At 45.1% G+C, this 13423-nt stretch carries 12 protein-coding genes; 11 read left to right on the top strand and 1 reads right to left on the bottom strand.

Going from position 1 to position 13423, the window contains the following annotated elements:
- The first annotated feature begins 8 nt into the window (after nucleotides 1-8).
- The 6 genes from AAAT93_RS11520 to AAAT93_RS11495 all read left to right on the top strand — a co-directional run bounded on the left by AAAT93_RS11520 (nucleotide 9) and on the right by AAAT93_RS11495 (nucleotide 7300).
- Nucleotides 9-1538, top strand: coding sequence for an oligosaccharide flippase family protein (locus AAAT93_RS11520; RefSeq protein WP_195541195.1), 1530 nt, complete (start codon nucleotides 9-11; stop codon nucleotides 1536-1538).
- A gap of 40 nt (nucleotides 1539-1578) precedes the next feature.
- On the top strand, nucleotides 1579-2607 hold the full coding sequence (locus AAAT93_RS11515; protein WP_117780322.1) for a hypothetical protein: 1029 nt from the start codon (nucleotides 1579-1581) through the stop codon (nucleotides 2605-2607).
- An 81-nt stretch (nucleotides 2608-2688) separates the two neighbouring features.
- The gene (gene fliD / locus AAAT93_RS11510; RefSeq protein WP_021984146.1) at nucleotides 2689-3375 is read left to right on the top strand and encodes a flagellar filament capping protein FliD; all 687 of its coding nucleotides are present in this window, start codon (nucleotides 2689-2691) and stop codon (nucleotides 3373-3375) included.
- Between the two features lie 121 nt (nucleotides 3376-3496).
- Nucleotides 3497-4222 carry a pseudouridine synthase gene (locus AAAT93_RS11505; RefSeq protein ID WP_117780323.1) on the top strand — a complete coding sequence of 242 codons (726 nt, stop codon included), beginning with the start codon at nucleotides 3497-3499 and terminating at the stop codon, nucleotides 4220-4222.
- A gap of 94 nt (nucleotides 4223-4316) precedes the next feature.
- On the top strand, nucleotides 4317-6326 hold the full coding sequence (locus AAAT93_RS11500; protein ID WP_227573427.1) for a hypothetical protein: 2010 nt from the start codon (nucleotides 4317-4319) through the stop codon (nucleotides 6324-6326).
- 26 nt (nucleotides 6327-6352) lie between these two features.
- On the top strand, nucleotides 6353-7300 hold the full coding sequence (locus tag AAAT93_RS11495; protein ID WP_021984143.1) for a hypothetical protein: 948 nt from the start codon (nucleotides 6353-6355) through the stop codon (nucleotides 7298-7300).
- 67 nt (nucleotides 7301-7367) lie between these two features.
- Here AAAT93_RS11495 and AAAT93_RS11490 read toward each other — a convergent pair whose 3' ends face one another.
- A complete protein-coding gene (locus AAAT93_RS11490; RefSeq protein WP_021984142.1) occupies nucleotides 7368-8639 on the bottom strand; it encodes an O-acetylhomoserine aminocarboxypropyltransferase/cysteine synthase family protein in 1272 nt (423 codons plus the stop codon).
- A gap of 258 nt (nucleotides 8640-8897) precedes the next feature.
- Here AAAT93_RS11490 and rpsF point away from each other — a divergent pair, with 258 nt between their 5' ends.
- From rpsF to AAAT93_RS11465, 5 genes are all read left to right on the top strand, one after another.
- Nucleotides 8898-9188: a 30S ribosomal protein S6 gene (rpsF, locus tag AAAT93_RS11485; RefSeq protein WP_021984141.1), complete on the top strand. Its 291-nt coding sequence runs from the start codon at nucleotides 8898-8900 to the stop codon at nucleotides 9186-9188.
- A gap of 18 nt (nucleotides 9189-9206) precedes the next feature.
- Nucleotides 9207-9662, top strand: coding sequence for a single-stranded DNA-binding protein (locus tag AAAT93_RS11480; protein WP_117780326.1), 456 nt, complete (start codon nucleotides 9207-9209; stop codon nucleotides 9660-9662).
- A 25-nt stretch (nucleotides 9663-9687) separates the two neighbouring features.
- Nucleotides 9688-9960: a 30S ribosomal protein S18 gene (rpsR, locus tag AAAT93_RS11475; RefSeq protein ID WP_021984140.1), complete on the top strand. Its 273-nt coding sequence runs from the start codon at nucleotides 9688-9690 to the stop codon at nucleotides 9958-9960.
- A gap of 143 nt (nucleotides 9961-10103) precedes the next feature.
- Nucleotides 10104-11117: an efflux RND transporter periplasmic adaptor subunit gene (locus AAAT93_RS11470; protein WP_021984139.1), complete on the top strand. Its 1014-nt coding sequence runs from the start codon at nucleotides 10104-10106 to the stop codon at nucleotides 11115-11117.
- Complete coding sequence (locus tag AAAT93_RS11465) at nucleotides 11114-13423, top strand: biotin/lipoyl-binding protein (protein ID WP_118671346.1); 2310 nt, start codon at nucleotides 11114-11116, stop codon at nucleotides 13421-13423. Before AAAT93_RS11470 ends, AAAT93_RS11465 begins: the two co-directional genes overlap by 4 nt.

The following is a 13423-nucleotide window of genomic DNA, read 5'->3' as shown; positions in this document are numbered from 1 at the left end:
GGAAAGTTATGCAACAGGAAACCCGTGTAAGAAATGCCTCGCGAAATGTTGTGTTTGGCATGTTTTTGAAAGGCTATCAGATACTGCTTCCATTTATCATGCGTACAGCAATTATGTACTACATGGGCGATGGGTATCTCGGCTTAAACAGCTTGTTTGGTTCGGTGCTGTGGGTGTTGAACCTTGCGGAGTTGGGCGTTGGTTCAGCGATGGTTTATTCCATGTACCAGCCGATTATCGACAATGATAAAGAGCAGATCTGCGCGTTGTTAAAATTATATCGGAAATATTACCGGATCATCGGACTGGTAATCGCAGTCGTTGGCGGAATTCTGACGCCGTTTATTCCGTATCTTGTAAAGAGTGATATGCCGGAGGGCGTGAGCATCTATGTCGTGTATCTGCTCAATCTGTTCTGTACCTGTATGTCGTACTGGCTGCTCGCGTACAAGAACAGTCTGCTGACTGCACACCAGAGAAATGATGTAGCGAGCAAGGTCATGCTTGTGACGAATACGTTCCAGTATGCGGCACAGTTAGTTGTCGTTATGACAATCGGTGATTATTATATCTATCTGATTGTACAGATCTTCACACAGATCGTTACGAATCTGGTAACGGCATATTTTGCGAATAAGATGTATCCGGAATATAAGGCAGTCGGAAAGCTGCCGAAGGAGACAGTAAAGAAAATCAATAACCGTATCAGAGATCTCTTCACCATGAAGGTGGGACAGGTCATTGTGTCGTCTGCGGATACGATTGTTATATCGGCATTCTTAGGACTTGCTGCGAATGCATTTTACAACAATTATTACTATGTGCTGACTGCGGTAACCGGAATCATGAATGTGGTGTTTGTATCGTGTACCGCAGGTATCGGAAACAGCATTCTGGTGGAGACGGAAGAAAAAAATTATACGGATTTGAAGAAGCTTTCATTTATCATTATGTGGCTTGCAGGTATGTGCAGTGCGGTTATGCTCTGTCTGTATCAGCCGTTCATGCGGCTCTGGGTAACAGAGAAGCGAATGCTTCCATTTGCAGTCGTTGTTTGCATGGTTGTGTATTTCTTCATCAGCCAGGTAAACCAGATTCTGATCACTTACAAAGATGCAGCGGGAATCTGGCATGAAGACCGGTTCCGTCCACTTGTGACGGCACTTGTGAATCTGGTGCTGAATATTATTCTTGTACAGTTTATTGGTATCTATGGTGTTATCCTGTCTACCGTTATTTCGGTGCTGGCTGTTGGTATGCCGTGGATTCTGCACAACCTGTTTACGGTATTATTTAAGCGGAATGCATGGGAATATATACGGAAGCTTCTGTATTATACAATCGTGACAACGATTGTATGTACACTTACCTATTTGGTTGCAAGCCAGATACCGGGCGTTGGAATTCTGGCGCTGATCCTGAAGGCAATCGTGTCTGTGATCGTGTCAAATCTGTTGATGTTTGTGGCTTATTTCAAGATGGGAGAGTTTGCAGAAGTAAAGAAACTTGTGATACGCGTATTGAAGAGACAGGCTTAATGTGGGGCGGCAGCAACCATGTGAGCGGGAAGGAGAACATATGAGGAAGTTAAAATTATGGGTGGCGTGTGCGATGGCGGCAGCGATGCTTGCACTGACTGCATGCGGAAAAGAAGATAAACTGGTGCTGGTGACAACCGAAGCGGCAGCGTCACAGAGTGATGCGACAACGACCGAAGATATTCTGGCAGATATCCGGGAGGAAGCAGAGAATACAACGGAAGAGGAAAAGAAGCGCGAACCCGCTTCAGAGGAAGATAAGAAGGTCACGATGGAAGCAATCTATGATGCAAACAAAGGGGATACATTGCTTGCGGGTGGAAACAATTACAGCTTGAATACAATCTATTACAGTGATGGTGTTGAGGTGTATTCGGAATATCAGTTCCTTGGGTTTGCCGAGGACGGCACGTATCTGCAGGCGTACGAGGATTCAAATGGAATCGTGCAGGTGCTTGATAAAGAATATGGTTATTGGTATCTGATTGATGAGGACAAGACGTGTTATGCATTGATCTATCCGGAACCAAATGTGGCAGATGCGATCATCAACACGAATCACAACGATATGATTATCTCCCTTACAGAGGCGGATCAGACGATCAAGGATATCTACCGTGAGGACGGAGATCTGGTTGTGGAGACAAATTATAAGAATGACAACGCATCTTATGTATTCCAGTATGTTCTGGATGACAATTACAAGGTGCTTGAATATTATTGTTACGATGCCAATGGGGAAAAGGTATCATATTCCTGGGTGACAGAAGGAAATTCTTATACATATCCGGAGGCAATCGCGACCGCACACGAGTCTATGATGACGCGGACAGTTACGTTCAAGATTTTAGAGGGAAAAGGACTGGAGAGCAGTTATACAGTTCCAGTGGACAAACCGGTACAGCTTGCATTGCTGGAATATAAAGCATACACGGATGAGGCATGCACGACAACTTGGGAAGAGACCGCCGACGATTCAGGCATGTATACCGATGAAGTTATCTATCTCAAACGTGAAGGTGCGGACACAACAGAGGGAACAACGGAAGATTCGACGCCAAATCCGTAAATCTCTTTACAAATCAGTGGGATATGTAGTATACTACGGGTAAGAACGAATAGTAGGAGAATGTAAAAAGGAAGTGAGAATATGAGTATGAATATTAGCAGCAATTTTTTTAATAGCATGCTTGGAACATCTTCCAGCAATTCAAGCAGTGGATTGATGGGACTTCTCAGCGATTACAACTCCATTCGGAACGGCAGTTATCTGAAGCTTGCAAAGCATTATTATTCGAACGATAGTGCGAAGAAGGCAACGCAGAAGCAGTTTTCCAAGAGTAACATAGAGACGAAGACAGAGGATACTGCGACAAAGACGGCATCCGAGGATGCATGGAAGGATCTGAAAACATTGAAGGATGAGAAGCTGTATCAGAGTGCGGATACAGATAAGATCCAGAAGAATGTAAAGAGCTTTGTCAGCAATTACAACAGTGTGATGGAGAGTGCACAGAATTCAGATAAATCAGGCGTACTGAAGGATGCATCCAGACTGGCTTCTCAGACTGGAAATTATACAAGTGCATTAGCCAAGATCGGAATTACGGTGAAAAGTGATAACACACTTGCATTTGACGAGGAGGCATTTGCATCCGCAGATATGTCGGATGTGAAGAAACTGTTTGCCGGAGATTTCTCTTTTGGCAGTAATACACAGAGTCGTATGTTGCAGCTTGCAAGCGATGCATCTGCAAATTCATCGTCTGTATTTTACAATCAGTACGGAGCAGTGGCAGGCGCGTCAGTTGGAAGCTTCTACGATAGCTTATTCTAATTAGCAGAGACAGAAATATATAGTTCAATCTCCCCAAGAGGATTGATAATAAGAATGGGAAGATCCGCGGGTTGACTGTGGATCTTCTTCTTTTGTCTGGAAATGGGAGGACTGGTGCAATATGGCAAAAATACGAATCGACAAATATTTGGCAGATGCGGGTTTTGGCAGTCGAAAGGATGTGAAAGGACTGCTGAAGGCAAAACAGGTCACCATAAATGGTGAGATGTGTGTCCATGCGGAGGAAAAGCTGGAACCGGCGCAGGATGTTGTCTGTGTGCAGGGTAAAATGGTCGTGTATGAGAGTTTTTCTTATTATATGCTGCATAAACCACAGGGGGTGGTGTCTGCAACGAAAGATGCACATGAAAAAACAGTTGTGAATCTTATTACAGAACAAAAACGACGCGATTTATTTCCGGTAGGACGGCTGGACAAAGATACGGAAGGGCTGTTGCTTTTAACCAACGATGGAAAGCTGTCAAATGATCTGCTGGCACCGGGAAAGCATGTGGAAAAAACCTATTATGCAAGGATCAAAGGCATGGTCACGAAGAAGGAGGTCGCTGCTTTTGCTGAGGGTGTAGATATCGGAGATGAGCTGCTCACAGCACCAGCTGAACTGAAGATTCACAAGGCAGGGAGCGAAAGTGAGATCGAAATTACGATCACAGAGGGGCGGTATCATCAGATTAAACGAATGTTTGAAGCGGTAGGTATGCAGGTGCTATATTTAAAGCGTTTGCGTATGGGACCGTTGTATCTGGATGAGTCGCTTGCGTGTGGTGAATATCGGAAACTTACCACAGAGGAAATCCAGAGCCTGAAAAACAGAGAAGAATGGTAAATCGTTTGTGAAATACGAGAAAGTATGTTGACATATGAGGTAGAAAAAGTATAAACTGTAAAGAAGGTATTGCAGTTTTGCAGGAGGAAACGATATGGACGAAAATAAGAATCCGGAATCCAGATATGACGTGGATGAAGAAGAGGGTGCCACCACCGTATTACGTGCGATGGATGCAGAAACTGATGACGAAGAAGAGGGCGCGACGACGGTATTGCGCGCAGAAGATATGACACCTGAGGATGACGATGATACGGAAGGTGCAACGACGGTTTTGACAGGACCAGAACCAGCGATGATGGGTGCAGCACCAGCACCGGGCGCACCACAGTTTGAGGACAAGACACAGATGCTTCCGCCACAGGGAGCACCGATGGGAATGCCGATGGGACAGATGCCGAACGGACCGATGGGAGCACCAATGGGACAGATGCCGAACGGACCAATGGGAGCACCAATGGGACAGATGCCGAACGGACCGATGGGAGCGCCAATGGGACAGATGCAGAATGGACCGATGGGAGCACCAATGGGACAGATGCCAAATGGATCAATGGGAGCACCGATGGGTATGATGCCGAATAACGGACAGATGCCGCCGATGAATGGTGGAAAGCCGCCAAAGGCGCCGAAACCACCGAAAGCTCCGAAGGAGAAAAAACCGAAGGTACCAAAACAGCCAAAAGTAAACAAAGATGGTTCACCAAAGAAGAAAAAGACAGGTCTGATCGTGGCTATCTGCGTCGTTGTGGTATTGGCACTGGGCGCAGGCGCATATTTCCTGTTCTTTACGCCAGAGAAACGGTATGAGAGGAAGATGGATGTTGCTGAGAAGGCGATGACAGACAGCAATTACGAAGAAGCTGTCACGGCGTATGAAGCAGCACTTGGTATCTTTGATGACCGGGTTCCGGCTATGAACGGTTTGTTATCCGCACAGATTAGTGCCGGTGAAAGCGATGGGGCAAGAGAGAATTTCACAGAGTTCCGTACAACAATCACGGGCTTTGATGCAGATAAAGTAACAGAGAACAGTGAGGATATCGTAGCATTCTATGAATACGCAGATGATCTTTACAGTGATACGGATTCTCTGATCGATGCATATAAGGAAGGGTATAACCTGACAAATGACAACGGTCTGAAGAAGAACCTCGTAACTGCATATGTAGACCGTGCCGATGCAATGGATAACTCTGATTATGAAAATAAGATTGCTGCTTATGGAGATGCTTTGGATCTCGACAGTACGAATGAGTCGGCTCTGAGTGGAAGAAAGGCATGTGCATATGCTGTTTTGGATGATATGATGGATGCACAGCAGTATGATCAGGCAGAATCCTTTATCAATACATATGCGGACAGCATGTCGGATGTGGACTTCTCTTCTTATACAGAGAAGATTGAGTCAGAGCGTGCGTTGATGACAGCCAGACATGATCTGATGGAGCAGGTAATCAGCCTGATGTCAGCTTCCGATTATGCAGGCATGATGGACGTGGATGGTTCCGATAATGCAAGTACAGTTGTTGCAAATATGGACGGTGATTCTTATGTTTATGCAACGGATGGCTATGACAGCTCCTATACAGGAAAAGCTGCGGGCGTTTACACATATTCTACTTTGTTGAGTTCTGGTTATTACTTCTATTATGGTGATTACGAGAACGGTGTGCGAAGTGGACAGGGAACGATGTTCGTCAAGATGGATGGTTATAATCAGGCATATCTGGTTTATGAAGGTGCATGGAGCAACGATAAACCGAACGGTGCAGGTACTGAGACATCTGTCAACGAGGACGCTGGCGATGAGCTTGTAACGGTAACCCGTTCTGGTAATCTGGTAGATGGATTGTTTGATGGAGAGGTAACTGTATCGCTTGTATCGAACGATGAAGAGTATGGTGGAACTTACACAGGTACATTTACTGCATCGAACGGTGATGCACCGGATATCCGAGAGAATTATCCGGATCTGGATTTTAGTGATGTATCGGAAGATAAAACAGTTTATGTGGTACTGGAATGTGACGGTTCACCAATGTACTGGCACTTCTCAAAGGGATCAGCCGCAAAGCTCGGTATACATACTTTTGGGAACTAAGATAAAAATAAATGGTGGTAAAACATATGGACATATTGATCAATGACTATATAAATGGAGAGCGCTCCCTGTGTAGGGATGAAGCTCAGTTTTCCGCGTATCTGTTCCAGATTTTGAACGGATGCAAACGTGTCAAGATCGATTCTGACAATTTTACAAATAAGACTTACGAAGTAATGCAGGCATATTATATGCCGGCGTTCCTGCGTGATTACTTCAATTATGCGGACAGTAAAGCTGAATTCAACCGGAAGCTTGTGACATTTGCAAACCGGAAGTTACGTGCACTGTATGCAGGTGAAGAGGCGCAGGGGGCGATGCTTGAGGATGTAGATGCCAAGGCAGTGAATGCTGCGGAGATTTACAATCTGGATAAGGAACTGGATATAGAAAATCCGGGGTTCGATCTTGGAAAGCATATCAATGGATGGTCTGGAAAAGAACGCGAATATCGAAATCCGCTTGCACGTTGGATGATGAATGTGCGACCGGATATCGCAGTTTTGCTGAAACGACGCGGCATCAAGCGTACAGAGCTACGGATGCATGAGATTGATTGTCATTATCTGAATAGTGTAGACACGTATCCAGCGATGATTGGACGCGTGGATGAAAAAGGACATGTGACTGGGTGCAAGAAGATCGTGTGTACGAAGCAGCAGGTAGAACAGTATGCGTTGGAGTTTCTGTGTGAGACACCAACGGAAGAATACGCAGATACCATCGGTATGAAATGGTGGGGACCGGCGAAGGAGTCGGACACACCGGTAGAAGACAGCGGTATTGCGATTGAACCTGGCTTTATTAGTATGGCGAATCTGGTTAGTGCAAAGAATGCACAGATGTATGAGGAAGTGGACAAGCCGATCGCAATGCAGAAATTGCAGGAATACAACAAAGCATTCTATGCGGAAGAGCGGAAAGTGAAGGAACCGAAAGCAATCCTCGGAAGTGTTTTGGAATTACAGATATAAGCAGGATAAGAAAAAGGGTTGAAACATAGTTGTTTCAACCCTTTTTTATGGATACAGAATCTATCAATTATTCCATAGCTGCTTTTAATGCGGCGTCTAAATCCTCTAAGATATCATCGATGTTCTCCAGACCAACAGAGAAACGAACCATACCAGCATCAATACCAGCTGCAACAAGCTGCTCGTCGGATAACTGGCGATGTGTTTCACTTGCTGGATGCAGGACACAGGTACGGATATCTGCAACATGCACTTCGTTGGAGGCAAGCTTTAATGAATCCATGAATTTTGCCGCAGCCGGACGTCCGCCCTTGATGATAAAGGAGATAACACCGCAGGATTTGCCACCGAGATATTTTTCTGCAAGTGCATGGTTTGGATCAGAAGGAAGTGCTGGACAACTGACACTGACAACTGCGTCACTCTTTTCAAGGTATTCTGCAACTGCCATTGCATTTTCTGTATACTGCTTCATACGAACTGGAAGAGTCTCTAATCCGAGATTCAACAGGAATGCAGAATGTGCGGCTGGATATACACCGAAGTCACGCATGAGCTGCATTCTTGCCTTGACGATATATGCCATATTGCCATAAGATTTTGTATAGCAGGTTCCATGGTAGGATTCGTCAGGCTCGACAAGCTCTGGGAACTTGCCATTATCCCAGTTGAACTTGCCGCTGTCTACGATGACACCGCCGATCTGAACGGCATGTCCATCCATATATTTACTTGTGGAATGTACGACGATATCAGCACCGAAGTCAAAAGGTTTACAGAGAATCGGAGTTGCAAATGTGTTGTCTACGATCAATGGAACTCCCATTGCATGTGCAATATTTGCGAAACGCTCAATATCAAATACAGTCAGCGCCGGGTTTGCGATTGTCTCGCCAAACACGAGCTTTGTATTCTCTTTAAAACAGGCCTTGATCTCATCGTCAGACATATTTTTATCCACGTAGATACATTCAATGCCAAGCTTCTTCAAAGTGAAAGAGAACAGATTGATCGTGCCGCCGTAGATTTCAGGGGTACTGATGATGCTGTCACCAGCCTGACAGATATTTAAGATGGAAAGCAAGGTAGCTGCCTGTCCGGAAGTGGTACACATGGCACCGACACCACCTTCCAGGGCTGCAATTTTCTCCTCGACTGCCATGACTGTTGGATTGGCAAAACGGGAATAACAGAGTCCTTTTGTTGGATCATCAAAGATGCCGGCAACTTCTGCGGCAGATTCGTACACATACGTTGTACTTTGGACGATAGGCAGAACACGAGGCTCGCCATTCTTTGGTGTATAGCCTGCATGCAGGCATTTTGTTTCATCTTTCATTGTAATAAAACCCTCCTATGGTATATAGTAGTTACTATGATTTAATGTAACATAAATACTATATTAATACAACAGTCGGGTGTAAGCGAGAGCTTTGCATGTTATTTCGCGAAATAACGACGAAAAAAATGAGAAATTCTGAAAAAATTGCTTGCAAAATAAAATTCCGTATGGTAATATCTAACTCTGTGATATATTTTTATATTCCTTGCTTCCGACCAGTTCGGAGGCCAATAGACCATAAGGAGGTGCAATAACATGAACAAGTATGAATTGGCGTTGGTTGTTAGCGCAAAGATTGATGATGACGCAAGAACTGCTGTTGTAGATAAGGCTAAGGCTATTATCGAGAAGGCAGGCGGCACAATCACAAACGTTGACGAAAAAGGCAAGCTGAGATTAGCATACGAGATTCAGAAGATGAAGGAAGGTTTCTACTACTTCATCCAGTTTGATGCAAACGCTGAAGCTCCAGCTCAGATCGAAGCAAGTGTTCGTATTATGGAATCTGTTCTCAGATATCTTTGTGTTAGACAGGACGCAGAGTAATAGTTAGGAGGATTTCCGATGAACAAAGTAATTTTGATGGGTCGTTTAACTCGTGATCCGGAAGTTAGATATTCACAGGCTGCAGAGCCTTTAGCAATCGCAAGATATACACTTGCAGTTGACCGTAGATTCCAGAGAAGAGACAATTCTGGAAATGAGCAGACAGCAGATTTTATCTCCTGTGTTGCATTTGGCAGAAACGGAGAGTTTGCTGAGAAGTATTTGAAGCAGGGTACAAAGATTGCGATTACAGGTCGTATTCAGACAGGCAGCTATACCAATAAGGACGGCAATAAAGTTTATACAACAGAAGTTGTCGTAGAAGAGCAGGAGTTTGCAGAGAGCAAGAATGCATCTGGAAACAACGGCGGTGGATATCAGCAGGAAGACAGACCGGCACCTGGTAATGCCAGTGCAGATGGATTCATGGATATTCCAACAGGATTGACAGGCAACGATTTACCATTTAAGTAAGGAAATTAAATGGAGGTAATTAGTAATGGCTTACAATAAGACAGAGAAGAGCGATCGTCCAGACGCTCCTATGAAGAGAAGACCAATTCGTAGAAGAAAAAAGGTCTGTGTATTCTGTGCAGAGAAGAATGCAGTAATTGATTACAAGGATACAAACAAGCTTAAGAGATACATCTCTGAAAGAGGTAAGATTCTTCCTAGAAGAATTACTGGTAACTGTGCAAAGCATCAGCGTGCACTTACAGTTGCAATCAAGAGAGCAAGACACGTAGCTCTTATCCCTTACGTTGTAGAGTAAGAAGAACGTATAAAACTCCAATTTGCGGATTTCCGCAGATTGGAGTTCTTTTTTGTCATAATATATACGAATTGATACAAATTAGATACATTTTCATGGTAAGATAAGAACAGTAAAATAAAGGATACTGTGAGGAGATTGTGGTGAGAAAGATAAGAAAAAGACGAATGGCAGCCGTGATGGTACTCTGTGTGGGACTGCTCAGCGGATGTGCCGGCAAAACCCAGACGGATGATCTTGTGATCACGATACCGGAATATGAGAAAATTACATACACAACCGAGCCAGTCGTGCATGGAGACATTGCGCCGGTGCTCGATCTGCGATTGAAATCAGAACAGTTTGAACGGAAAGAATACTATCCTGATCATGATGAGATGGAGGTTGATCAGGTATTTGTCCATGTTGGAGATGTCGTGCAAAATGGAGACACACTTGTCACCTTCTCTTCGGAGGATATAACGGAGGAACGAAGACAGTATGAAAACCGTGTGGAAGAGGATGCGCTTCTGATCGACCATTATACGAAGCTGGATGCAATTAATCAGACAGATGAACACCAGGAGAGTATCGAGCAGTTAAAGAAAGACCAGGAGATTGCAGGACTGTACATCAAAGATCTGGACGCAAGACTGGAAGCTTATACGATTAAGGCAGAGGGAAGCGGCATTGTGAGCAGCCTGTCGGATATGCTTGATTATGGAACCGTGTATGCCGGAGATGCAGTTGTAACGATCCTGTATGGCTCGGACAATTATACTACGACGACAGAGGATGATTATGCGTTTGAGGTAGGACAGACATTTACGGCAACTTTTGGCGTTGGAAGCTATGAGGTCAGATTGACAGCGATTGATGTGCTGGCGTCGGATACGGATGCCGGGATGAAACGGCAGCTTACATTTACATTGGTTGACTCAGCGAAACGGCCAAGCTCGGATTCACTGAATCTGGAGATCGAGAAAAATGTGCTCAAGAATGTCCTGTATGTACCAGAGGATGCAATCGTGTATGTGGGAAATGACAATTACGTCTATGTGCTGGATGAAGACGGATTCCGACATGGCGTACAGGTGCAGACTGGGGCAACGATTGATGGCTATACAGTGATTGAAGATGGTTTAAAAGAGGGCGACAAGGTGGTGATTGCAAAATGAGAATCGGACAGAAACTAAAACGACAGCTGGGATTTTTGATGAGTGTACTCTGCGCGGTCTCTCTGGTTGCCTGTGGAACGAAATATGCAGATGCGCCAGCTTTGCTGGAACCGGTATCTGGAACGGAATCGTACCGGGAAGTATCTGTGGGAGATGTAGGCGATCTGAAAATCGCATATGGATCGATCGTGCCAACAGAACATGCGGTGTTCTGGACGACACAGGTCAGCGTGGCAGAAGTCCTTGTCGACGTTGGAGATTATGTGGAAGCTGGACAGGTGGTAGCTACTGCGGATCTGGAAGCGGCACAAAAGGCAAAACAGGATCTGGAAGAAGCCCGGAGTCTGCTCGTGCAAAAACGTGAGCTGGAGGTGCAGAAACAACAGCTCACGATACAGAAGCTGAATCTAAAACAGGCGGGAGAAAATCAACTGGGAGATTCTGACAGTGCTGCGAAAACAGGAAAAGAGATCGAGACGGAACAGGAAAATGCCAATTATGATGAACTGCTTTACAAGCACCAGCTTGCCGATTACGATGATCAGATTCAGAAGCAGCAGGAGATCATTGAAGATGGAACCCTCAAGGCAACTGCAAGCGGGTATGTTTCTTATGTGCGTCAGTTTACATATGGCAATCAGGTTACAAGCTCGATGAATGTTATCACGATTGCAGATTATGAGGATACATATATTCAGATACAGAATACAACGATCAAAGACAAGCTTCTGGAGAAATACGACCGTTATTATACGATACAGGATGGCGCGAAAATTTCGCTTCGGGAGTATGCCTATACAACACAGGAGCGCCTGACAGCCGAAAATCAGCAGAAATATCCGGCACTTCGAATGCAGTATGAGGATGCTCAAAAGAGCGCGCCAGTCGGTTCTGTAATCGCCGTTTATCTCGTCAGAGACCGCGTGGAAGATGTCCTGTATGTCGGAAACGATTCTATCTATGAGGACGATCAGGGATCATTTGTCTATGTAAAAAATGGGGAGCAGCGCGAACAGCGCTACATTGAGACAGGAGTCAGTGACACGGTAAATACAGAGGTGATATCCGGGCTTTCTGAGGGAGAAAAAGTGTATTATACATCAGAGGCTGCATGGCCGGATGCATATGAGGAATATACGGTAAGTGCTCCAACGAATTATGATTCGATGTTTTATACAAACCGCTATGCGATTGCAGATACGATGCGGATCAATTACACATCTCCATATGAAGGTACAATTCAGGAAATCTGTGTATCCAATGGAGATTATGTGCAAAAGGGCGATGTGTTACTCAAGGTTCGAACGAATGAAGGCAGCGCGAAGCTGGCGGAGATGCGGTCAGGAATTGAGGATATGAAAGAAAATCGCACGAAAGCAGTGCAGGCACATGAGAATACACTTCAGTCGCTGCAACAGGAAAAGCAGGCAGCGTTGACTGCCGGACAGACACCACTTGCAACCGGTACGGATGCACAGAAAGCAACCGACGGTGATGCAGAAGAACAGGCAAATCCGAATCTTTCATCTATGCTGGATGTCGATATTCAGATTGAGAATCTGGATTTTCAGATACAGACGCTGGATTATACATATCAGCTCAAGCAGTCAGAGGAAGCATATACGGAGGCAAGCTGTAACAATGACGGAACAGGTGTTATGTCAATCTGCGCTGAGCAGGAGGGCGAGGTGTTGGATTTCTGGAGAGACACCGGAGGCAAGCTGGAGCTTGACTCGGATATTCTGGCGATTGATACGCCGGTGAAGGAGAAATTGGCATTGTATGGTGGAAACAGCAAGGTTGCGAACGGGACACCTGTATCGGTGCAGGATGAGGAAAGTGGAAAGACGATACAGGGCATCATCTGTGGTTCTAACGGAATCACGGAAGGAACAAAGGAAGAGTATTATGTCACGACGGTAGGGAATCGTGTCTATATCACGCAGAGTCTGACGGACGACAGCCGGATGTACTATGTGAAATTAGACGGGAACGCATCCGTGGAGGATATGACCGGAAGTCAGATAATTTCCTATCCGCTGATTTCTTATTCGGATGTGTACACGATTCCGGCAGATGCGCTCTACACAGAGAAGGCGAACTCAGGCAAGGAGACATCCGGGGATTTCTATTATGTGTGGAAAATCGTAGATGGAAATATCGAGAAACAATATGTGGATGCAGCAATCTGCAACAGCGCACAGGATACATCCAAATATAAAAAGGGCGATGTAGTGGCATGTATATTTAATGGTATTTCGGAGGGAGATATACTGGCGGGACCAGTTTCAGAGGAAGAGGAGTAA

It is taken from the genome of Coprococcus hominis (ex Arizal et al. 2022) (assembly GCF_040094675.1).
GTDB lineage: Bacteria > Bacillota > Clostridia > Lachnospirales > Lachnospiraceae > Coprococcus_C > Coprococcus_C hominis.
The sequence above is the reverse complement of the archived record's forward strand: the minus strand, read 5'-3'. Positions and strand labels throughout refer to the sequence as shown.

What these genes read in the sequence shown, in the direction of transcription:
- AAAT93_RS11520 (WP_195541195.1), top strand. Translation starts at nt 9, where the DNA reads ATGCAACAGGAAACCCGTGTAAGAAATGCCTCGCGAAATGTTGTGTTT.
- AAAT93_RS11515 (WP_117780322.1), top strand. Translation starts at nt 1,579, where the DNA reads ATGAGGAAGTTAAAATTATGGGTGGCGTGTGCGATGGCGGCAGCGATG.
- fliD (WP_021984146.1), top strand. Translation starts at nt 2,689, where the DNA reads ATGAGTATGAATATTAGCAGCAATTTTTTTAATAGCATGCTTGGAACA.
- AAAT93_RS11505 (WP_117780323.1), top strand. Translation starts at nt 3,497, where the DNA reads ATGGCAAAAATACGAATCGACAAATATTTGGCAGATGCGGGTTTTGGC.
- AAAT93_RS11500 (WP_227573427.1), top strand. Translation starts at nt 4,317, where the DNA reads ATGGACGAAAATAAGAATCCGGAATCCAGATATGACGTGGATGAAGAA.
- AAAT93_RS11495 (WP_021984143.1), top strand. Translation starts at nt 6,353, where the DNA reads ATGGACATATTGATCAATGACTATATAAATGGAGAGCGCTCCCTGTGT.
- AAAT93_RS11490 (WP_021984142.1), bottom strand. Translation starts at nt 8,639, where the DNA reads ATGAAAGATGAAACAAAATGCCTGCATGCAGGCTATACACCAAAGAAT.
- rpsF (WP_021984141.1), top strand. Translation starts at nt 8,898, where the DNA reads ATGAACAAGTATGAATTGGCGTTGGTTGTTAGCGCAAAGATTGATGAT.
- AAAT93_RS11480 (WP_117780326.1), top strand. Translation starts at nt 9,207, where the DNA reads ATGAACAAAGTAATTTTGATGGGTCGTTTAACTCGTGATCCGGAAGTT.
- rpsR (WP_021984140.1), top strand. Translation starts at nt 9,688, where the DNA reads ATGGCTTACAATAAGACAGAGAAGAGCGATCGTCCAGACGCTCCTATG.
- AAAT93_RS11465 (WP_118671346.1), top strand. Translation starts at nt 11,114, where the DNA reads ATGAGAATCGGACAGAAACTAAAACGACAGCTGGGATTTTTGATGAGT.